Here is a 21,209-nt window from a genome sequence, read left to right as displayed (position 1 = left end):
GGCACAAAGATGGGAGATCGCTCTCCAGTCTTCCCGGAATCGCAATGAGATTGCCTGCCTTGCTCTGCCTGCTCGTCCTGGCCGCGCCCGCCGGGGCGGCCGCGCCCGAGCAGCATTATCTCGACCTGCGCGACCGCTACATCGCAAAATTCTCGAACGCCAAGGAGAGCGACGAGATCTACAAGCAGCACGATGCGGCCCTGAAGGAGCTGGCCGGCGTGCTGCGCGGCCTGGTCGGTCCGGTCGCGATCAGGGGACTCCCGGCCGAGGGCAAGTCGAACGTCGATACGCTGTTCAAGGACGACATCGGCTTCGGCCATCTCGATGGGCTGAGCTTCGCATCCGAAGGCGACAAGATGCAGGCTGTTGTGACCACGACCGGGCTGCTCAAGCACTGGCTTGGCGAGCATCGCGCCGACGGCATGCCTCAGGACAGTGGCGCCGCGTTGAAATCCGACCGCTTCTATTATTACGCCATCCAGGACGCCGCCTTCGCGATCTACGCGGAGCTGCCGATCACCAAGCCGGCAAGGGCGAGCGTCGCAGCCGCTGTGCTCGGCGTGCGCGGCAATGGCGGCCTCAAGGGCCCGCCGGACGAAATCGACGTCGTCGCGATCCAGGGCGACAAGGTCTATTTCCTCGCGGCAAGGGAGGCCGTGAAGACCGCCCCGATCGCGACCTGCGAGAAGGTCTGGAAGCAGATGATGGCCAAGCCCGTCGACAAGAAAGACCCGCGCGGCGAGATGGCCCGCGAGGACAAGGCAATGACCGCCTTCACGGCGTGCTTCGCCAAGGAAGCCCCGAGCCAGAGCTGGTATGCGGCCGCCGTCAAGAAGGCGCAGAGCCAGCTGGAGCGGCTGCCGCTTCCCTAGGAACGGCAGCTCGATATCCTCCGCCGTGATCCTCCGGCTTTGAACCACCGGCTTTGAACCACGCCTTGGCCTGCGCAGGGCGAGGCGGGGCCGCGCCGTCGGCAAACGGAAGACACGAGGTTTTTGAATAGGTTAGGCCAATGCGGTCGTCCTGATCGTCATATTCGGCGGATGCAATCCCCGCGAGCTTCCACTTGCGGGTTGGGCGAGTTACTATGGCCTTTTGCGATACTTGCTGCATCCGGTCTGGCACCCGCTGGAGACCGTTCTTGCGGTTCGTCAACGAGTTGGCTGCGATTGACGATGATTACGCAGACCCGCGACCCCAGAGGCGAACGTCATCGATTGACGGTGCTGTTCTCCGACCTTGTCGGATCAACCGCCCTGGGCCGGGATGTCGAGTCCGAGCACCTTTCCGAACTCCTCAGCCAGTTGCGGCAGATCTGGCATCGCGCGGTGGCGAAGCACGGTGGTCGTATCATCCGCACGCAGGGAGACGGTGCCCTCGCCATTTTCGGCTATCCCCAATCCGGCGAAGACGACGGCCGTCGTGCTGCGGAAGCAGCGCTCGATATTCATAAATGGGTTGGAGAGCTGCGCCACGATGGCGTATCGCCGGCGCTGATGCCGCTTCGAATGCATTCGGGTATCCATGCCGGCACCGTGCTCCTGACCCAAGGCGACATCGAGTCCGGCCGGTATGACCTGATCGGCGATGTCGTGAACACGGCAGCGCACCTGTCGCGCCACGCCGGTCCGGATCAGATCCTGGCCAGCCTCGATGCCCTTGGGCCGCATGCCAACTTCTTCGAGCTCGCCGCCCACCTCCCGGCGGCTTCGGGAATGCCGCCGGCGAGGCTGGTGTTGGGTCGAAGCACGGCGACCCGGCGCTTCGAGGCAACCTCGCGCCGCGGCCTGACGCCCTTCATCGGCCGCAACGAGATATTCGGCTTCCTGACACGCTTTCTGAGCGAAGCACCTGCGCAGGCGCAACGCTGCGCGGTGGTCGTCGGCGGACCCGGACTCGGCAAGACGCGCCTTCTGGAAGAAGTGCTGGGGCACGTCGGCACCGAGCGCATCAGGCTGCTGCGAGGCAGTTGCGAGAGTTACGTCGGTGCAGAGGTCCTGCAACCATTCCTGCAGATGCTGCGCGCTGCACTGGGAATTCGAGCGGACGCCTCCCTCGTCGAGGCAAAGGAGACGGCGCGCGCGGCTCTGGAGCCCTGGGCGGCCCAACTCGGTCCGAACGCAGAATCGATTCTCGCACTGGCGTCGGCCGGCGCCGATGCGCGCGGCGGCCGCATCACCGTCGATGGCGTCGTCGGCGATCTGCTCGGGTTCTTCACCGGACTGTCGGCACATGGCCCGCTGGTGCTGGTGATCGACGACTGGCAATGGTCTGATGACGCGAGCCGCCAATTGCTGCAGGCTTTGCTGGAATTGCCCAACGGACCTCGCGTCATCCTCGCCAGCCGGCCGCGCGAGGACGGCACCGAATGGATTTCCGGCGCGCCGCACCTGTTTCTCGAACCGTTTCAGGGGCCGGAAACCGACTTTGCCGTACGACGCTGGGTCCCGCAGGCCGACCCCTTCCTGGTAGCCCGCATCCATGCCTATGCGGGCGGGGTGCCGTTGTTCATCGAAGAGCTCTGCCATTCCATCGCCGCCAACGATCCTGCCTCGTTCGAAGCGCGCAGCAAACAGGGCTGGATCGCAACCCTGGTCGCTTCGCGCCTGGCACGCCTGCCGCCCGACGAGGCGAACGTGGTTCGCGCCGCGGCCGTCATCGGCAACACCGTGCCGCACGGGCTGCTGGTTTCGGCCTGCGGCAGCGAACCCAACCCGGCCATCGTGCGGGCATTGGCGGATGCGGACTTTCTCTTTGCCGATCCAGCGGGCGGCGTCCTTCGCTTCAAGCACGGCATCACGCGCGATGCGGTCTACGACACCATTGGCCTGCACGAGCGTCAGGCATTGCACAAGCGGATCGAAGACACCCTGCTGGCGCGGTCCGAGCAGGCTGATCGCGAGGATGCGATGGAAGCTCTGGCCTACCATTCGCAAGGCGCGGGTCATTGGGAAAGCGCAGCCCATTATGCCGAACGTGCCGGCGACAAGGCCATGGCTGCATTTGCGCTCGATCGTGCCAGCGCGCAGTACCAGGTTGCGATGCAGGCGCTGGATCGCGTGCCCAATCGCTCGCGCGAGCAATCGCTGCGCTGGTGCTTGCTGGCCAACAAGCTGGGTATGGCCAACATCTTCGACCCGCTGTCGCTGACCGACGACACCTCTGTGTTCGAACGCGCGGTTGCAATCGCGTCCTCCCTCGGCGAGACCGCCGCGATGGCCAGCGCCTATGAATGGCTCGGCTGGATGTGCTACGGGTTCGGCCGCTTCCGCGAAGCCGTGACGCACACGCGGACGGCACTGGAATTGGCGCGCAAGCTCGAAGATCGTCGCCTGATCGCTCAGATCGAAGCGACGCTCGGTCAGATTCTTGCTGCAAGCTGTCAGTACGACGAAGCCATCGCCCTGATCGACGCCGCCATTTCGACCAAGCAGCAACGCAGCCGGCGGCATGGTGCGATATCCTTCGGAGCCGCCTATGCGCTATCGTGCAAGGGCGGTGTCCTTGCGGATCGCGGCGATTTCGAGGACGCCCACGCCTGTTTCGGCGAAGCCATGGCTCTGGTCGGAGGCTCGACCCATCCGGTCGTCAATTCCGTGCGCAACTGGATCGCAGTCGCGCTGATCTGGCAGGGCCGCTGGCAGGAGGCGGAGCAGCTTGCCGTGGAAGGGGCGCGCATCGCCGAGAACACGCGCAGCCTGCTGCTTCTGGCGGATTGCCGGGCCGCCTCGGGATTTGCCCGCTGGTCGGCAACCGGCGACGCCGAGGGCCTGCTGCAGTTGCGCAACGCCGCCGAATGGATGGAGCGGCGCAACTTTCAATTCTACACGTCGGTTCAATACAGCTGGCTCGTCGAGGCGGCGACCGCCGAAGGCGATGTCGAGACGGCGCGGCGGTATGCCGCCCATGTCCTGCGGCGCGCACGCGAAAGCGAGCGACTGGGCGAAGCCGCGGCGTGCCGCGCGCTGGCGAAGCTCGCAGCTTTGCGCCAGGATCTTCGCCTCAGCGAGCGCTGGTTGCGCCGGGCCGAAACCTCCGCAGGGTGGCGCCGGTCACTGCGCGATGCGGCCCTGAATCTTTCCCTGCGGGGCGAGCTCCTCGCAGGGCAGGGCCGGGGCGAGGCGGCTCGCCAGACCATGATGGAAGCCGCGGAGAAACTGCGCGCGCTCGGCATGCACTGGCATGCGGAGCAGACGATCAGGCGCGTCGCCGGCATACCCGTCATCCACGCGAACGATCAGCTCGCTCGGCATTGTGCCGTCTGATCGCTGCGCACCTGCCCACGGCTCTAGGGTGGCGGTGGGCTCGGCGCGGGAACTCTTCCGTCCATCGTCAGGCTCATTGGAATGGGGCCGGTCCGCAAGGGCAGCTCCGTCTCCACCAGTGCGCTGAAGAAACCCAGCATCACCGCCAGTGCCGGGTCTGCTCCGGGACATGAATGCGTGGGATGCCCCGCGACCCTGCGGTTGCCGCCGAAAGCGTGGTAGATGTCCTGACGGCCTTCGGCGAGACTTTGCTGGGTGGCGGAGACCGCGCCGGCGACGATGACGTCTCCGGGCCTGACCTCGACACCTCCGATGGTCTGCGAAACGACGGCCGTCCGCCAGATCAGTTCGGGCACCGCGCGAAGTTGCATCGCGGGGATGAAGTCGTCTCTCAGCCGGTTGAGAGCGTCCATATAGTTCTTTGCCTTCGTGCCGGCATAGCGAGCGCGCAACGCCCATAGCGTTCCTTCGCGCAGCCATTCGTTCAATATTCGTCGCAGGTTGCCGTCAACGGTCGGAATGAATCCCATCATGGCGCCGGCGACCGTGCGCGCCACGAACGGAATGTCGCCGGTGCCCCGCGGCGAGTTATAGACTGCCTTCGTCACTGGCGCGTTTGTCGGCCCGAACTGCGTCAGGAAATTTTCCATGGCACGGCGTGCAGCGTCGCCATGTGCCGCGCCGATCGCCTCCACTGTCGCGTTCGGGTGCGGCTGGAAGATGTAGCGCGAAGGCGACAGGAAATGCCCGGGATAGCCGGGCGGCTCGCCCGGCGTCCAATCCCAGCGATAGCCGACGCGGCGGAAATGGCCCCCGTCTTCGCTCAACCCGAACCACGCTTCGCAGAAGGCGGCGAGCAGCGGATCCACCAATTCGTGCACGTCGACGGTCAGCTCCCAGCTCGCTTCGCCGTCGCTGGCGGCATAGTCGATCGTCTGCTTGACCATGAAGCCCAGCACCTTCTGTGTGACCGCGCGCGCCAGCTCGAATGCGGCGGGTTGGTCGAGGGCCATGATCGCGGCATTGCAGGCCTCGGATTCCTGCTCGTAGACTTGGTCTGGCTGCCCGGCGTCGCGGCCAAGATAGAGGATGCCGAACGACCGCAGCATGCGGGGAAGATAGCCCGTGATGGTCAGCTTGGTGTCGGAGTCGGCGAACACCTTGTAGACCATGTCGCGGTCGGCCACCAAGACCCCGAAGGGCGTGCGAAGCGCGCCGCCGTGGCGCTCGCGGATCGCAGCCCAGATCGAGGCGTTGACGAAATGCGAGGCTGAATCCGGATCTTCGAGCGCTGTCTTCCACGCGGCCATCGCCGCGGCTTCGCCCTGCTGGCGCTCGATCAGGCGCAGACGCGCGATCTCTTTTTCCCCCTGATCCGCGCACCACGTCACCGCCGGTTTGTACCCCTGGCTCGCCGCCCATTGCTTTAGATCGGCAAGCGCCTTCTTCGATGGCGCAAAGAAATATGCTCCCCATTCCAGACGGACGAACGGACGAGGTTCGTCGTGGAGCCGGTCCGAGCCGTCCAGTGCCACACGAATGGTTTGGCCTCCATGCTCGAAACGGAAATGCCGGAGCCGGCCAGGCTCGGCGACGCCGAGGAAGGGATCGCTGACCCCCGAGGACGCACCCGAGCTGTTGCCGCCAGAGAGCCAGCTCTGCACCACCTCGAACTGCTCGCCGAGGCTGGCATTGTAGGCCATGAAAACCAGGCCGCGCTCTGGCTGCTGGCCGGATTTGGCGGCTTGCGGGTCGACGGGCGGACCGTAGGACATGCCGCGCCTGACGATCCGTGGGGGCCGGGCGCCGGCATCCGCCTTGGTGATCGACACGCGCGGATTGGCGCGCCGTATGTGCGCGTGAAACGGACACGATTGGGCCTGCGGGTCGGCGTCGTAGTTGAAGTCGTTGTGGCCTTTGTCAGGGGGCGGAGTAGGGGTCAGGGGTTGCCCGGCCTGGGAATGGCCGGTCGGCCAGCGTCCCATCATCTTGGCCATCAGCGTCTCACGCGTCAGGGCAGGCGCGTCCGGTCCGACCATCTCGGCTGCCTGTCGCGTCGCGCGGGCGAGGACATCCTCGAGCTGCTCGACGTCCTGCCGCAGCTTGCGCAGCGCCATAAAGCTGCCGTCGCGGAGCATCGCGTGAGCACGATTGGTCGCGTTGCCGAACGGCGCCGTCTCGTCGGCGATGTTCGGATAGCCGCACAGAATTTCGCCGAGATGCACCCGATTGGAATAGTGCGTGCCGGCCTCGCACTCACGCAGCACCGGGTTCGAACTGCCGTCGGCGAACCCGAAATGGTCCTGCATGTCGCGGGATATCTTGTCGCGCTGCCGCTGCATCCATTGGATCGAAAGGGGCCTGATACCCGCATCGACCCCGACCAGGCGGTTCATTTCGGCCATCAACGCATGTCTCGCATCCGCCGTCGTCTGCGCGTCCTTGGGTAGCAACAGGCGGAGCTGGAGGACGGCATGGACCGAGCTCATGCTGATCCGCGGCGCCGGGTCGCCGTCGGGCAGGTCCGGCGCGTCGGTCCCGAGCGCCCAATTGCTGGCGGGAAGGCGCCATCGCAGGGGATGATTCCAACGCACATCGCCGAGCAGGCCGGCGCGTCTTTCCATGCCCTGCACGAACTCTTCCGGCAGAGTGCGCACCTCTTCGTCGGACAGGCCGGCCTGACGCAGTCCCTCGACCGTGAATGCGATGTTGGTGACGATCTGCCCCGGCGTCAGAACGTCGGCTTCGGAAGTCACCTGGAGGACGTCGAGAAACGCGGCCAGTGCGGCCGGGTTGGCGAACTGCAGCAGCAACAGACAGCCGTGATCTGAATTGTAGGCGGTCAGAATTCCGCCTTGCACGTTGCCGGGATCCTGCAACGGCAGGTCGGCCGGCGGGGCGAGGGGCAGGTTGCGCCGTACCGGCGCCACATCGGGCGGGGTCATCAACCAGCGCAGGGCCTCTTCATAGCGCCGGCGAGCGCGCTTGACGCCTTCCGCGTAGGTGGGGTCGTTGATCATGGTGACGAATTCGGGCAGCAGCTCGTGGCCGGCCCGATGCAGAAGCACCCCGTCATGCGTGCCCGGCGGATAGAAGTCGGCCAGACGGTAGAGTCCCGCCAGTGCGCGGATGCCGTGGCGAAACGGAGGCCGGGCGGCAGCTTCGATGCTGAGTGGTTTGCTGAAGCCGGCATTGGTCGGATCGACGCCGACCTGGCCGTCGACCTCGAATATCGAGTGTCGCGCGATGTCTTCCGGCGAGGGAATCCTGATCCGCGTGACGATCTTGTCGGCGCCGGCGCCAGAGGCGCGCCGATAGACTCGCTCCTCCATCCGCAGGAAGCGCGTGTCATCCACGGTCAGGTCGGGGGTGGCATAGAGGAAATAGGCTTCGGTCTGCTTGCTCTTGAGCCAGATACCCCAGTTTTCGTACGTGTTCTCGTATCCGAGCACATAACCATCGGTATTGCAGAAGATGAGGTCGAGCAGCCGGGCGGCCTTCTGCCATATGACGCGGACATAGGCTTCCCACGACCCGTCGAACGTCGCGGTCAGAAGCACATAGTCCACGCCGTCAACGGATTCGTCCTCGGGTTCGAGCACGGCGATGCCCACCGAGTGGATCCGCCCGACGCGGTCAACGGAATCGGTCAGCACGCGGGCGAGCTCGTATTCATACGCGTTGGCGCGTCCGCCATTCAGCGCCCGCAGCACGTATTTGACGCGGGTCTTGTACGTGGTCGCATCCAGTGACGGCACGAACCCCTTCTTGATCGGAGCCATCACCCTGAAATCGGACGTGCCGGCCATGCTGCCGGTTTTGATGGTCAAATCACGACGCATGTTTTTGGCTCCCCCGGGTCGCACGCGGCTCAAAGCGCCTTCGCGCCAGGACCGGCCGGCACCCAAAACGTGTTTCGTTATGCAACTTATTTGGGGAATAGTGCGGCTCGCGGCCGCTCGATTGTATGAACTGGCACACACTTTCCGAACTTTCCACTGCGGCATGCGGGCGGAAGATGCGCCGGAGCACGCAATCAGCCAGGACTGAGCTACCACGGCTTTGAGCTCGGGCAGGGGCGATATCGGCTTCGGCCATCTCGACGGACTGAGCTGGGCCTCGCGATATAGCTCGCATGGTCTTGAGATTCAAAACGAGGGCGCTCACCGATTTGTGGTCGAATCCCGCCGATCATTGCCGTGAATTAACACCACACCGCATTCACTTCTGATCTGCTGTTGCCATGTTTGCTCACGACTGCAATTCCGGACGCCCGAAGCCGGGAGTGTGAGCGGGGTTCATCGTTGACCCTCGAGACCAAGAACCATCCAGGAGCGCACGAGGTGGCCGCACCGGCAACACGCCGCGTGCCATGCGTCAACGCTGATCTGGACAGCCGTGGTGGCCGCAACAGGCTGCGACGCGCGAGGAGTGCTCGATGGGTATCGTTCGTTTCGCCTTGCGATTTCCCCACACCTTCTACGTGGTCGCCGCGCTGATCCTGTTCCTCGGCGCAGTCACCCTATTCGCGATGCCGACCGACATCTTTCCGGATATCGACATCCCGGTCGTGACCGTGATCTGGAGTTATACCGGCCTCAGTACGCCGGAAATGGAGCAACGCGTCACCACCTACAGCCAGTACTCGATCAGTTCGAACGTCAACGGCATCAGGAACATCGAGGCACAGACCATGGCTGGCCTGTCGGTGCAGAAGATCTACTTCCAACCCGACGTCAATCTCGACCTCGCCATTTCGCAAATCGTCTCCGCCACCAACGCCATCCGCGCGCTGATGCCGCCCGGCATCCAGGCGCCGGTCGTCGTTCAGTTCAACGCCTCGAGCGTGCCCGTGCTCCAGGTTAGTCTGAGCTCCGATACGCTCAGCGAGCAGCAGCTCTACGACTACGGCATCTATCGCATACGTCAGCAACTGGCGCCCATTCCGGGCATCACGCTGCCGACGCCATCGGGCGGAAAATACCGCCAGATCATGGTCGATCTCGATCCAGCCAAGCTGGTCGCCAAGGGGCTGACGCCCCTCGACGTCGTCAATGCGGTCAACGCCCAGAACCTGACGCTGCCGGCAGGCACCGCAAAGATGGGTGACAAGCAATATGTGGTCCGGACCAATGCGACGCCGCCATCGATCAAGGACCTGAACAACATCCCGATCAAGGTCGTCAATGGCGCCACGATTTTCGTCAGGGATGTCGGGCAGGTTCACGATGGCTGGCTGGTGCAGCAGAATGTCGTGCGCCAGAACGGTCGCCGTTCGGTGCTGCTCAGCATCATCAAGAACGGCAACGCCTCGACGCTCAGCGTGGTCAACGCGGTTCACAAGGCGCTCGCAGCCGCACGCGCCGCCGCGCCTCCGGGCATGCGTATCGACGAGCTGTTCGATCAGTCGGTGTTCGTCAAGCAATCGGTGGAAGGCGTGCTGCGCGAGGGCGCTATCGCAGCCGCGCTGACAGCGCTGATGATCCTGCTGTTCCTTGGATCATGGCGATCGACGCTCGTGGTGATGATCTCGATTCCGCTATCGATCCTCACATCGCTGATCGTGCTCCACTTCCTCGGGGAGACCTTGAACACGATGACGCTGGGAGGACTGGCGCTCGCCGTCGGTATCCTGGTCGACGATTCCACGGTCACGATCGAGAATACCCATCGCCTGCTCACGGAGGAGGGAGAGCCTCTGTCGCAGGCCACGCTGCACGGCGCGGCCGGCATCGCCATACCCACGCTCGTCTCGACCCTGGCGATCAGCTGCGTCTTCACGTCGGTCGTCTTCCTGGAAGGACCGGCCAAATATCTGTTCACGCCGCTGGGCCTTGCGGTGGTCTTCGCGATGCTGGCGTCATACGGGTTGTCGCGGACATTGACGCCGATCATCATCGGTCTCCTGCTCGAGGGCGAGCGCCACGGCGAGACCGGTGCTGAACCACGCGGTCCCTTCGCGCGCTTTCATGCGGCCTTCGAGCGACATTTCGAGGCGATGCGCCATGCCTATTCGCATATCCTGACCGGATTGATCGAGCATCGCTTCATCATTCCTGCGGGCATGGTCGCCGTTCTGGCACTGGGCCTCGTGCTGTTCCCCATGGTCGGCCGCGATTTCTTCCCGGTCATCGACGGGGGACAGATCCAGCTCCATGTGCGCGCGCCGGCCGGAAGCCGGATCGAGAATACCGAGGCGATCTTTCAGCAGGTCGAGGACAAGATCCGCGAGATCGTTCCGGAGAGGGATCGCGCGCTGATCGTCGACAATATCGGCCTGCCGGCGCGCTCCTATAATCTGGCATTCAGCGACGGTTCGACCATCGGCGTCAATGATGGTGTCATCCTCGTTTCGCTGAGGGAAGGCCACCGGCCAACGGCCGACTACGTGCGCAAGCTGCGCGAGGCCCTGCCGGCTGCGTTTCCCGAAGACACTTTTTACTTCCAGGCAGCCGACATCGTCACCCAGATCCTCAATTTCGGGCTGCCGGCCCAGATCGACGTGCGAACCGTGGGCTACGACAAGGCAAACAACCTGAAGGTCGCCACCGAGCTGCGCCGGCGTCTCGCCGCGATCCCGGGAATCGCCGACGTCCATCTCCAGCAGGAGGTCAACGCACCGGCCTTTTACGCGAATATCGACCGCACCCGCGCTGCGCAGCTGGGGCTCAATGCCGACACGATCGCAAGCAACCTCAACGTCAGCCTGAGCTCTTCGGAGCAGGTCATGCCGAATTTCTGGACCGACCCTACCTCCGGCATTCCCTATTACTTGGCCGTGCAGACGCCCGAGCGGCAGATCGCATCGCTCAACGATCTCGCCAACACGCCGGTATCGACCTCGCTGGCGTCACCGCAGACTGACACGCCCATTCCCGGCTTGCTTGGCAACGTCGCCACATTCCAGCGCGGCACGATCCCGACCAACGCCAACCAGGCCAATGTGCAGCCGGTCTACGAGGTCTATGCCAGTGTCCAGGACCGCGATCTCGGCAGCGTGGCGAGCGACATCGCCAAGGTAACGGCCGATCTTCAGAAGCAGCTCAAGCCCGGCAACACGATCCAGGCCACCGGCCAGATCCAGAGCATGAACAGTGCCTTCATCAACCTCGGCACAGGACTGCTGTTTGCCGCCGTGCTCGTCTACCTGCTCATGGTCGTGAATTACCAGAATTTCGGCGATCCCTTGGTCGTCATTCTGGCCTTGCCGGCCACGCTCTGCGGCATCCTGACCATGCTGTTCATGACCAGCACGACACTCAATGTGCCCTCGCTGATGGGAGCGATCATGGCGGTCGGCGTCGCCTCGGCGAACTCGATCCTGCTCGTGACCTTTGCCCGCGAGCAGCAGCTCGCAGGCAAGACCGCCTTTGAAGCCGCGGTCGAGGCCGGCCATACCCGAATCCGGCCGGTTCTGATGACCGCGGCCGCGATGATCGTCGGCATGATCCCGATGGCGATCGGCGCCGCCGGCGAGGAACAGAACGCCGCGCTGGCCCGCGCCGTCATCGGGGGGCTGCTGTTCGCAACGCCGACCACGCTGCTGGTCGTGCCTTACCTCTTCGCGGTTCTTCGCAAGGGCAATGACGGGAAGACACACCACGGGGTATTCGACGAGGTGCTGGAATGAACTTCAACAGACCAATCGAACCCGAGCGCCTGGCCGAACCTGGTCAGAACCAGGACGTCACACCTCGAGGGCAGACTCGTCGGGGAGGGCGCCTCGCCGGCTTTAGCCTGATCCTCATTTCCGGCGCGCTGCTGGCGGCGGGGGCCTGGCGCCAATATGCCGAGCACCGCCAGGTCCTAGCGACAGCCGAGCAGCAACGAGATTTTGTTCCGCAAGTCCGTGTGGCCACCGTCGAGCCCGCCGATCAAGTCGAGGTCGTCGAGTTGCCGGCCACGACCTCCGCATTTGCGAGTGCCAACATCTTCGCCCGCGCCAGCGGTTATATCGCCATTCGCGCCGTCGATATCGGCGACCACGTCAAGGCAGGGCAGCTGCTCGCCGAGATCAATGCCCCCGAGCTCGATCACCAGATCGCCCAGGCGGAGGCAACACTCGCCCAGCTCAATTGGTCGTACCAGCAGGCGCAAGCCAACCGGGAACTCGCCAAGGTGACCTGGGACCGCGATCGGCCGCTGGTCGACAAGGGATGGGTGACCGCGCAGCAGGGCACTATTGACGAGCAGACACTGAAGGCCCAGGAGGCGGCGGTATCCGTGGCGCAGGCGAACATCACGGCCGAGCAGGCGCAGTTGCAGGTGCTCCGCCAGCAGAAGCTGTATCAGCGCGTAGTGGCTCCGTTCGACGGCGTCATCACCCAGCGCAATGTCGACGTCGGCAGCCTGGTCCAGGCCGATGCCACCTCGGGCACGTTCATGTTCACCCTCCAGCAGGGCAGCGTCATCCGTACCCAGGTGTTCGTGCCGCAGGACGCCGCATTCAACCTCAGGCCTGGCATTGCCGCGATCGTCCACGTACCCGAGATCCCGGACCGGACCTTTCCCGGGACGGTGACCCGGATAGCGGATGCACTCCAGCCCGGCTCGCGGACGCTGCTGACGGAGGTCGATATCCCCAATCCCGATGCGGCGCTCACGTCGGGGATCTACTGCACCGTGGAACTTCGTATCCCACGCCGGACGCCAAGCTTCCAAATTTCGGCTGACGCGGTGATCTTCAATGCCAAAGGAATGCAAGTCGCCGTGGTCGCGAATGGAACCGTGCATTTCAGGACGATCCACGTGCTGCGCGATCTCGGCCGTCAGCTCGAAGTCGACAGCGGGGTCGAGCGCGGGGATCACATCATTCTCAATCCGTCGGTGGACCTTGCCGACGGAGCCAAGGTGCAAATCCGGACGACGAGCGCCGCTTCATAGCTCGCTAGGCCGGATCAATCGAAAGAAGGTGAGTAGTGGTTCGAGGCACGGCGCGGCCGGACCAGTCTGGACCCGCGTATCCGTGATTCGCATAAGGTATATTATGGAATATCTTTATGTACAATCAGATCAGTTATTTAGGCGCAATTGCTGACATCCGACCTTCGCCAAAACCTGTACCTCCGTCTGCGCGTCGGCCGTCGTCTTAGCTCTTGACGTCTACTGTGCATGGGGTTGTTTTTCAGGTTTTGAATCGGGGTCGAGGTCTGCGAAAGCCGATATTGTCGTGACCTTGTCCGGCTGCAATAAGCGAGGCATCCGCGAGATCGCAGATGACCTTAAGGCCGACCGTCCGTATAGGTTTGCATCTCAGAACAACAACAACAAACCTTCCGAGGAAGCAGACTCATGGTCCCGTCCACGCGCTTTTCCCGACGCACGCTTCTCAAGGCCTCCGCCGCGACCGCAGTCCTGGGCGGCCTCGGTGCGCCCCATGTGGCGCGCGCCCAGAGCGCCGAGTTCACTTACAAGTACGCCAATAACTTGCCCGACACACATCCGCTCAACGTCCGTGCCAAGGAGATGGCGGCGGCGATCAAGACCGAGACAGGCGGCAAGTTCGACCTGCAGATCTTCCCGAACAACCAGCTCGGCTCAGACACCGACATGCTGAGCCAGATCCGCTCCGGCGGCGTCGAGTTCTTCACGCTGTCCGGCCTGATCCTGTCGACCCTGGTGCCGGCGGCGTCCATCAACGGCATCGGCTTTGCGTTCCCGGACTATGACACGGTCTGGAAGGCCATGGACGGCGATCTCGGCGCCCATGTCCGCGGCGAGATCAAGAAGGCCGGGCTCGAGGTCATGGAGAAGATCTGGGACAACGGCTTCCGCCAGACCACGTCGTCGAGCAAGCCGATCACCGGGCCTGACGACCTCAAGGGCTTCAAGATCCGCGTGCCGGTGTCGCCGCTGTGGACCTCGATGTTCAAGGCGTTCGATGCCGCGCCGGCCTCGATCAATTTCAGCGAGGTTTATTCCGCGCTCCAGACCAGGATCGTCGAGGGTCAGGAGAACCCGCTGGCCATCATCTCGACCGGCAAGCTCTACGAGGTGCAGAAGTACTGCTCGCTGACCAACCACATGTGGGACGGCTTCTGGTTCCTGGCCAACCGCAGAGCCTGGGAAAAGCTGCCGCAGGACGTGCGCACCATCGTCGCCAAGAACATCAATGCCGCCGCCGTCAAGGAGCGTGAGGATACCGCCAAGCTGAACGCCAACCTGCAGCAGGAGCTCGCGGGCAAGGGCCTGGCCTTCAACCAGCCGGCCATCGCGCCGTTCCGCGACAAGCTGCGCTCGGCCGGCTTCTATGCCGAATGGAAGGGCAAATATGGCGATCAGGCCTGGGAGCTTCTGGAGAAGGCCGTCGGCAAGCTGTCGTAGCGCGTTGGGGCCGTCGAGGTCGGTATCAGGATGGCTCACGTCGAGATCGAGGTGACCGAAGTGGTGGGCGAGGTGACGTTGCAGTCCCCTCGCCGACCTTCGCTGCTGGCCTCCGTCGAGCGCGTGCTCGGCCTCATGGTCGAAATCCCGACGGCGCTCCTGGTGGTCGCCGAGATCGTGATCCTGTTTGCCGGCGTGGTCGCACGCTATGGCCTGCACCGGCCGCTGATCTGGTCGGACGAGCTCGCCTCGATCCTGTTCCTGTGGCTCGCCATGTTGGGCGCGGCGGTTGCGTTCCGCCGCTCCGAGCACATGCGCATGACGGCGATCGTCGCGAGCGCCAGGCCGGCTATGCGGGCCTATCTCGATCTGGTCGCGACCTCCGCGGCCCTGGCGTTCCTGATCCTGATCGTCTGGCCGGCCTGCGACTACGCCTATGAAGAAAGCTACATCACGACGCCGGCGCTGCAGATCTCCAATATGTGGCGCGCCGCCGCGCTGCCGGCCGGCATTGGCCTGATGGCGGCCTTTGCCCTGCTGCGGCTCGTGCGCGCCGCCGACCACCGAATGGTTGCGGCTGCCGTGCTCTCGGTTGCGGTCGTGATCGGCCTGTTCTGGCTGGCCGAGCCATTGCTGCGGCCGCTCGGCAATCTCAACCTCATCATCTTCTTCGTCGGCGTCGCCGGCTTCTGCGTGTTTGCCGGGGTTCCCATTGCGTTCGGCTTTGGTCTTGCGATCTACGGCTATCTCGCGCTGACCACGCGCACGCCGGTCATGGTGCTGGTCGGACGGATGGACGAGGGCATGAGCCACCTCATCCTGCTTTCCGTGCCGTTGTTCGTGTTCTTAGGGTTGCTGATCGAGATGACCGGCATGGCGCGGGCCATGGTGGCGTTCCTGGCAAGCCTGCTTGGCCATATCAGGGGCGGCCTGCATTACGTGCTGGTCGGCGCCATGTACCTCGTCTCCGGCATCTCCGGGGCCAAGGCGGCCGACATGGCGGCGGTCGCGCCCGTGCTGTTCCCGGAGATGAAAGAGCGCGGCGCCAAGCCCGGCGATCTCGTCGCGCTGCTTGCGGCCACCGGAGCCCAGACCGAGACCATCCCGCCCAGCCTCGTGCTGATCACAATCGGCTCGGTCACGGGCGTCTCGATCGCCGCCCTCTTCACCGGCGGCCTCCTGCCCGGCGTCGTGCTCGCCGTCACGCTCTGCATGCTGGTGTGGTGGCGCTACCGCCACGAGGACATGAGCCACGTCCGCCGCTCGACGGCATCCGACATCGGCAAGACCTTCGTCGTCGCCCTGCCCGCGCTCGCGCTGCCCTTCGTGATCCGCTATGCCGTGGTCGAGGGCATCGCGACCGCCACCGAAGTCTCCACCATCGGCATCGTCTATGGCGCCCTCGTCGGCCTCCTGATCTACCGCCGCTTCGACTGGCGGCGGCTGTTTCCGATGCTGGTCGAGACCGCCGCGCTGTCGGGTGCGATCCTCCTGATCATCGGCACGGCGACCGGCATGGCCTGGGGCCTGACCCAATCCGGCTTCTCGCGCTCGCTGGCTGCGGCCATGACGGGATTGCCGGGCGGCGCTGCGACCTTCATCGCCGTATCGATCCTGGCCTTCGTCGTTCTCGGCAGCGTGCTGGAGGGCATCCCGGCGATCGTGCTGTTCGGACCGCTGCTGTTTCCGATCGCCCGCGCCGTCGGCGTGCACGAGGTGCACTACGCCATGGTGATCATTCTCGCCATGGGTATCGGGCTATTCGCCCCGCCCTTCGGCGTCGGTTATTATGCCGCCTGCGCCATCGGGCGCGTCGATCCGGTCGAAGGCATCAGGCCGATCTGGGGCTATCTGCTGGCGCTGCTGGTGGGATTGATCATCGTCGCGATCTTCCCCTGGATTTCGATCGGATTTCTTTGATGCGGTTTAAGGAGGGTGTCGATGAGTGAGCGACAGAATCCGTACAATATCGGCCTCGACAAGACGCAAGCCAATTATGTCCCGCTGAGCCCGCTGAGCTTCCTCGCGCGCAGCGCCGCGGTCTATCCCGATCACGTCAGCACGGTCTATGAAGGCCGCAGCTTCACCTGGGCGCAGACCTATGAGCGCTGCAAGCGCTTTGCCTCCTGGCTTTCGAGCAAGGGCATCGGCCTCGGCGACACCGTCGCGGCGATGCTGCCCAACATTCCCGCGATGAACGAGGCGCACTTCGCGGTGCCCATGACCGGCGCCGTGCTCAACGCGCTCAACATCCGTCTCGATGCGCCTTCGATCGCGTTCCAGCTCGATCATGGCGGCGCGAAAATCATCCTGGTCGATCCAGAGTTTTCAGGCGTCATCACTGCGGCCCTGGCGCAGATGACCGGCCCCAAGCCGCTGGTGGTCGACGTCGACGATGCATCGTTCAAGGGCGGCACGCGCATCGGCGAGATCGAATACGAGGCAGCCGTCGCCGAAGGCGATCCAGGCTTCGCGCCGATCACGCCGAGCGATGAATGGGACGCGATTGCGCTGAGCTACACCTCGGGCACGACGGGCAATCCCAAGGGCGTCGTCACCCATCATCGCGGCGCCTATCTGAACGCCGTCAGCAACATCCTCGCCGGCAATCTCGGCCAGCATCCGGTCTATCTCTGGACGCTGCCGATGTTCCACTGCAACGGCTGGTGCTTTCCCTGGACCATTGCGGCGGCCGCCGGCATCAATGTCTGCCTGCGCAAGGTCGAGCCGACCAGGATCTTCGAGCTGATCAAGAGCCACGGCGTCACCCATATGTGCGGCGCGCCGATCGTCTACAACACGCTGATCAACGCGCCCGATGCACCAAAGGGCGATGCGGCCCGCCGCGTCATCGGCCTGATCGCCGGCGCCGCGCCGCCGGTCGCGGTGCTGGAAGGCGCCGAAAGCATCGGCATCAAGCTGACACATGTCTATGGCCTGACCGAGGTCTACGGCCCCGCCTCGGTCTGCGCCGAGCAGCCGGGCTGGGATGACCTGCCCGCCGCCGAGCGCGCGCGCATGAAGCGCCGGCAGGGCGTGCCCTACCCGCTCCAGGAAGCCGTCACCGTGATCAACCCGCAAACGATGCAGCAGGTGCCGCGCGACGGCGAGACCATCGGCGAGGTTATGTTCCGCGGCAACATCGTGATGAAAGGCTACCTGAAGAACGAGAACGCGACGAAGGAAGCTTTCGAAGGCGGCTGGTTTCATACCGGCGATCTCGGCGTGCTCGACGAGCACGGCTACGTCATCATCAAGGACCGCTCCAAGGACATCATCATCTCCGGCGGCGAGAACATTTCCTCGGTCGAGGTCGAGGACATCCTATACAAGCACCCGGCCGTGCTGTTCGCGGCCGTGGTGGCAAAGCCCGATGCGAAATGGGGTGAAGTGCCCTGCGCCTTCGTCGAACTGAAAGAGGGCGCCAGTGCCAGCGAGGCGGATATCATCGCCTTCTGCCGCAGCCAGATGTCCGGCTTCAAGACGCCGAAGGCGGTCGTGTTCGGGCCGATCCCGAAGACGTCCACGGGCAAGATCCAAAAGTTCCTGCTGCGCAACGAAGTCGGCTCAGTGAAGGCGATCTCGGCCTGACCAGCGGCCAAAGAAGCTTCCGCCCGCCTGCGGCGGGCGGAAGCTCTCTCATCCTCACATCTTCTTGTAGGCGTCGAGCACCGCCTGACCGTCGGCGCCGGCCTTCTTGAGCCAGTCGGCCGTGAGCTGGTCGCCGATCTTCTGGAAGCCGGCCTTCAGTGCCGGGCTCGGCGGCTCGACAGTCATGCCTTTGGCCTTCAGCTGACCGAGGTACCAATTGGCCTTCTCTTCCCAAGCCTTCCAGCCGCGCGTCTCCGCGGTGGCGGCGGCCTTCAGGATGGCTTCCTGGGTCGGCTTGTCGAGCGCCTCGAACGCAGCCTTGTTGACGAAGGTGTAGTTCTTCGGAATCCAGGCCTGCACGTCATAGAAGTATTTGAGCGACTCCCACGCCTTCGAATCGTAGCCGGTGCCGCCCGACGACATGAAAGAGTTCACCACGCCGGTCGCCAACGCCTGTGGCAGTTCCGCGGCCTGGATCGTGACCGATTGCGCGCCGACCAGTTCGCCGATCCGCGCGGTCCCGACATTGTAGGCGCGCCACTTCAGACCCTTCATGTCCTCGATCGTGGCCAGCGGCTTGTTGACGTAGACGCCCTGCGGTGCCCACGGCACCACGAACAGCAGCTTGAGACCTTGCGCGTCGAGCTTCTTGGCGATCGCAGGCTTGGAGGCCTGATACAGCTTCGCCGCCTCGGGGAAGCTGGTCGCGAGGAACGGCACGACGTCGACGCCGAAGATCGGGTCTTCGTTCTCGTGGATCGACAGCAGCACCTCACCCATCTGCGCCTGCCCGGTCACCACGGCGCGCTTGATGTCGGGCGCCTTGAACAGCGAGGCGCCCGGATGAACCGTGATCAGGAGCTTGCCCGAGGTGGCGGCTTCGACGTCCTTGGCGAACGCCACCAGGTTTTCGGAGTGCGGATTGTCCGCAGGATACGCTGCCGGCAGATTCCATTTGCTCTGAGCCAAGGCAGGTGTCGCGGCCAGCACAACGCCGGCAATCAAGGATGCGTGGAATAAACGAGACATCATCGGGCTTCTCCTCACAGTCGATCTAGAGAACGGGTACGCTCAGTCTGGGAAAGCGAGCTTCGGCAGGAACAACACGATCTGCGGATACTCCGTGATGATGAACACCGCAGCGAGCAACAGCACGAAGAACGGGAATGCCGCCCGCGCGACCGTGAACGTATCGCGGCCGCTCATGTTCTGGAGCACGAACAGGTTGAACCCGACCGGCGGCGTGATCTGTGCCATCTCGACATGGATGATCAGATAGACGCCGAACCAGACCAGGTCGAGGCCGGCCTGTCTGACCATGGGCAGCACGATCACCGCCGTCAGAACGATCATCGAGATGCCGTCGATCAGGCAACCCAGGATGATGTACATGATGCTCAGATACAGCGCCAGCATGCTCGGCGTGAGGTGCTGCCCCTGGACCCAGGTGGCGAGCGCGGCCGGAATGCCCGTATAGGCCATCGCAGCCGTGGTGTAGGCCGCGCCTGCCAGGATCAGCATGATCATGCAAGTCAGGCGCGTCGCGCTCATGATGCTCTCGAGGAAGTTCTTGCGCGTGAGCGTGCCGCTCCACCACGCCAGCAGCAACGCGCCGGAAACGCCCCAGGCCGCGCACTCCGTCGCCGTCGCAAAGCCGAGAACGAGCGACAGGAACACCGCCAGGATCAGCAGCAGACAGGGCGCGAGCTTGGCTGACTCCCGCAACTTCTGTCGAAACGGCATCGGCGGATCGCGCGGCGGGACCTTGTTGGGATTGAGCAGCGACCAGATGATGATGTAGCCGGAATAGAGCGCGATCACGAGCAATCCCGGCAGGAAGCCGCCGAGAAACACTTGAAGCACGGAGACGTTCGCCGTGACGGCATAGACCACCATCGGAATCGACGGCGGGATCAGCAGGCCGAGCGTGCCCGAGCCCGCCAGCGATCCGAGGCTCAGGCCCTTGTCGTAGCCGCGCTTGTCGAGCTCCGGCAGCGCGATCTTGCCGATCGTCGCGCAGGTCGCCGCCGACGAGCCCGATACCGCCGCGAAAATGCCGCAGCCGATCACGTTCACATGTGTCAGGCGGCCAGGCAGCCACTGCACCCAGGGCGACAGGCCGCGGAACATTTCCTCCGACAATTTGGTACGGAAGAGAATCTCTCCCATCCAGATGAACAACGGTAGCGCCGCCAGCGTCCACGATGAGCTCGCGCTCCAGGTGGTGGTCGCAAGTACGGTGCCGAGCGGCAGGCTCGTGGTGAGCGCCATCGCCACGAAGCCGACCAGTCCCAGCGAGACCGCGATCCAGACGCCGCTTCCTAGCAGCAGGATCATGACGCCGAGCAGGACGAACGACAGCTCGATCATGCCGAGATTGGCCATGGTCAGCCTCCACCGCCCTGCGAGATGCGCTCAACGAACTCTTCCGGAGTCTCGTCGGGCGAGCCCTTCTCGTAGCTCGGACGGTTGCCGCCGATGACGTTGACCATCTCGTCGATCAGCGCGATCGAGAGGATCACGAGGCCGCCGGCAAAGCCGAGCTGGGGAATCCAGAGCGGGAGCGCCACGACGCCCTGCGCCACGTCGTTGAAGCGCCAGGAATCGTAGGTCATCTGCACCGCATGACGGGTGAAGTAGAGGATGAAGGCGGCGGCAATGCCGAGCGCCACGACCTCCGCGATCTGCTTGGTCCGCCCGTGCAGACGTTCCAGCAGGAGGCCGACACGGATCATCTCTCCGCGCTTGAAGGTGTGAGCGAGACCAAGGAACGCCATCGCCGCCATGCACCAGGACGCAAAATCATCGCCGGCGGGAATGTTGAGCGCAAACTGGCGCCCGACCGACATCACCATCATGATTGCGAAGATCGCGACCAGGAAGACGCCCGCGGCATAGCCCGCGCCGAGATAAAGGAGGTCCAGAGCGCGTCGCACCGGTCCTTGAGTCGCTACATCGTCCTCTGCCAACGCAATCCCCATCCTCACACGCGGCGATTCGACCGACCGATTGCACTGGGTTGTGCCGGTT

11 protein-coding genes are annotated in these 21,209 nt (G+C 64.2%); 7 read left to right on the top strand and 4 right to left on the bottom strand.

The window, feature by feature from the left end:
* The first annotated feature begins 44 nt into the window (after positions 1-44).
* Both ABIA40_RS11625 and ABIA40_RS11620 read left to right on the top strand, forming a co-directional pair.
* Positions 45-872 (top strand): hypothetical protein, encoded by an 828-nt coding sequence (locus ABIA40_RS11625; RefSeq protein WP_404541115.1) that lies wholly within the window; start codon positions 45-47, stop codon positions 870-872.
* A gap of 303 nt (positions 873-1,175) precedes the next feature.
* Positions 1,176-4,265, top strand: a complete 3,090-nt coding sequence (locus tag ABIA40_RS11620; protein ID WP_404546210.1) for an ATP-binding protein — start codon at positions 1,176-1,178, stop codon at positions 4,263-4,265.
* Between the two features lie 23 nt (positions 4,266-4,288).
* On the opposite strand, the gene ABIA40_RS11615 is transcribed toward ABIA40_RS11620, so the two are convergent.
* Positions 4,289-8,272: a hypothetical protein gene (locus ABIA40_RS11615; protein WP_404541113.1), complete on the bottom strand. Its 3,984-nt coding sequence runs from the start codon at positions 8,270-8,272 to the stop codon at positions 4,289-4,291.
* A gap of 431 nt (positions 8,273-8,703) precedes the next feature.
* Between ABIA40_RS11615 and ABIA40_RS11610 the strand changes: the two genes are divergently transcribed.
* The 5 genes from ABIA40_RS11610 to ABIA40_RS11590 all read left to right on the top strand — a co-directional run bounded on the left by ABIA40_RS11610 (position 8,704) and on the right by ABIA40_RS11590 (position 18,179).
* The gene (locus tag ABIA40_RS11610; protein WP_404541111.1) at positions 8,704-11,895 is read left to right on the top strand and encodes an efflux RND transporter permease subunit; all 3,192 of its coding nucleotides are present in this window, start codon (positions 8,704-8,706) and stop codon (positions 11,893-11,895) included.
* A complete protein-coding gene (locus tag ABIA40_RS11605) occupies positions 11,892-13,148 on the top strand; it encodes an efflux RND transporter periplasmic adaptor subunit (RefSeq protein ID WP_404541109.1) in 1,257 nt (418 codons plus the stop codon). Before ABIA40_RS11610 ends, ABIA40_RS11605 begins: the two co-directional genes overlap by 4 nt.
* Before the next feature lie 408 nt (positions 13,149-13,556).
* On the top strand, positions 13,557-14,588 hold the full coding sequence (locus ABIA40_RS11600) for a TRAP transporter substrate-binding protein (RefSeq protein WP_404541107.1): 1,032 nt from the start codon (positions 13,557-13,559) through the stop codon (positions 14,586-14,588).
* A gap of 30 nt (positions 14,589-14,618) precedes the next feature.
* The gene (locus ABIA40_RS11595; RefSeq protein ID WP_404541105.1) at positions 14,619-16,508 is read left to right on the top strand and encodes a TRAP transporter large permease subunit; all 1,890 of its coding nucleotides are present in this window, start codon (positions 14,619-14,621) and stop codon (positions 16,506-16,508) included.
* Positions 16,509-16,529: 21 nt separating this feature from the next.
* Positions 16,530-18,179, top strand: a complete 1,650-nt coding sequence (locus tag ABIA40_RS11590) for an acyl-CoA synthetase (protein WP_404541103.1) — start codon at positions 16,530-16,532, stop codon at positions 18,177-18,179.
* Positions 18,180-18,233: 54 nt separating this feature from the next.
* On the opposite strand, the gene ABIA40_RS11585 is transcribed toward ABIA40_RS11590, so the two are convergent.
* Genes ABIA40_RS11585 through ABIA40_RS11575 form a run of 3 tightly spaced genes read right to left on the bottom strand, consistent with a single transcriptional unit; the run spans position 18,234 to position 21,160 of the window.
* Positions 18,234-19,211: a TRAP transporter substrate-binding protein gene (locus ABIA40_RS11585; protein ID WP_404541101.1), complete on the bottom strand. Its 978-nt coding sequence runs from the start codon at positions 19,209-19,211 to the stop codon at positions 18,234-18,236.
* 39 nt (positions 19,212-19,250) lie between these two features.
* Entirely contained in the window at positions 19,251-20,564 is a 1,314-nt protein-coding gene (locus ABIA40_RS11580; protein WP_404541100.1) for a TRAP transporter large permease, read from the bottom strand.
* Between the two features lie 2 nt (positions 20,565-20,566).
* Positions 20,567-21,160, bottom strand: coding sequence for a TRAP transporter small permease (locus ABIA40_RS11575; RefSeq protein ID WP_035999231.1), 594 nt, complete (start codon positions 21,158-21,160; stop codon positions 20,567-20,569).
* Positions 21,161-21,209 lie beyond the last annotated feature (49 nt).

The organism is Bradyrhizobium sp. USDA 223 (genome assembly GCF_044909005.1).
GTDB lineage: Bacteria > Pseudomonadota > Alphaproteobacteria > Rhizobiales > Xanthobacteraceae > Bradyrhizobium > Bradyrhizobium yuanmingense.
The sequence above is the reverse complement of the archived record's forward strand: the minus strand, read 5'-3'. Positions and strand labels throughout refer to the sequence as shown.

What these genes read in the sequence shown, in the direction of transcription:
- ABIA40_RS11620 (WP_404546210.1), top strand. Translation starts at nt 1,176, where the DNA reads ATGATTACGCAGACCCGCGACCCCAGAGGCGAACGTCATCGATTGACG.
- ABIA40_RS11600 (WP_404541107.1), top strand. Translation starts at nt 13,557, where the DNA reads ATGGTCCCGTCCACGCGCTTTTCCCGACGCACGCTTCTCAAGGCCTCC.
- ABIA40_RS11610 (WP_404541111.1), top strand. Translation starts at nt 8,704, where the DNA reads ATGGGTATCGTTCGTTTCGCCTTGCGATTTCCCCACACCTTCTACGTG.
- ABIA40_RS11575 (WP_035999231.1), bottom strand. Translation starts at nt 21,160, where the DNA reads ATGGGGATTGCGTTGGCAGAGGACGATGTAGCGACTCAAGGACCGGTG.
- ABIA40_RS11585 (WP_404541101.1), bottom strand. Translation starts at nt 19,211, where the DNA reads ATGATGTCTCGTTTATTCCACGCATCCTTGATTGCCGGCGTTGTGCTG.
- ABIA40_RS11590 (WP_404541103.1), top strand. Translation starts at nt 16,530, where the DNA reads ATGAGTGAGCGACAGAATCCGTACAATATCGGCCTCGACAAGACGCAA.
- ABIA40_RS11595 (WP_404541105.1), top strand. Translation starts at nt 14,619, where the DNA reads ATGGCTCACGTCGAGATCGAGGTGACCGAAGTGGTGGGCGAGGTGACG.
- ABIA40_RS11605 (WP_404541109.1), top strand. Translation starts at nt 11,892, where the DNA reads ATGAACTTCAACAGACCAATCGAACCCGAGCGCCTGGCCGAACCTGGT.
- ABIA40_RS11615 (WP_404541113.1), bottom strand. Translation starts at nt 8,272, where the DNA reads ATGCCGCAGTGGAAAGTTCGGAAAGTGTGTGCCAGTTCATACAATCGA.
- ABIA40_RS11625 (WP_404541115.1), top strand. Translation starts at nt 45, where the DNA reads ATGAGATTGCCTGCCTTGCTCTGCCTGCTCGTCCTGGCCGCGCCCGCC.
- ABIA40_RS11580 (WP_404541100.1), bottom strand. Translation starts at nt 20,564, where the DNA reads ATGGCCAATCTCGGCATGATCGAGCTGTCGTTCGTCCTGCTCGGCGTC.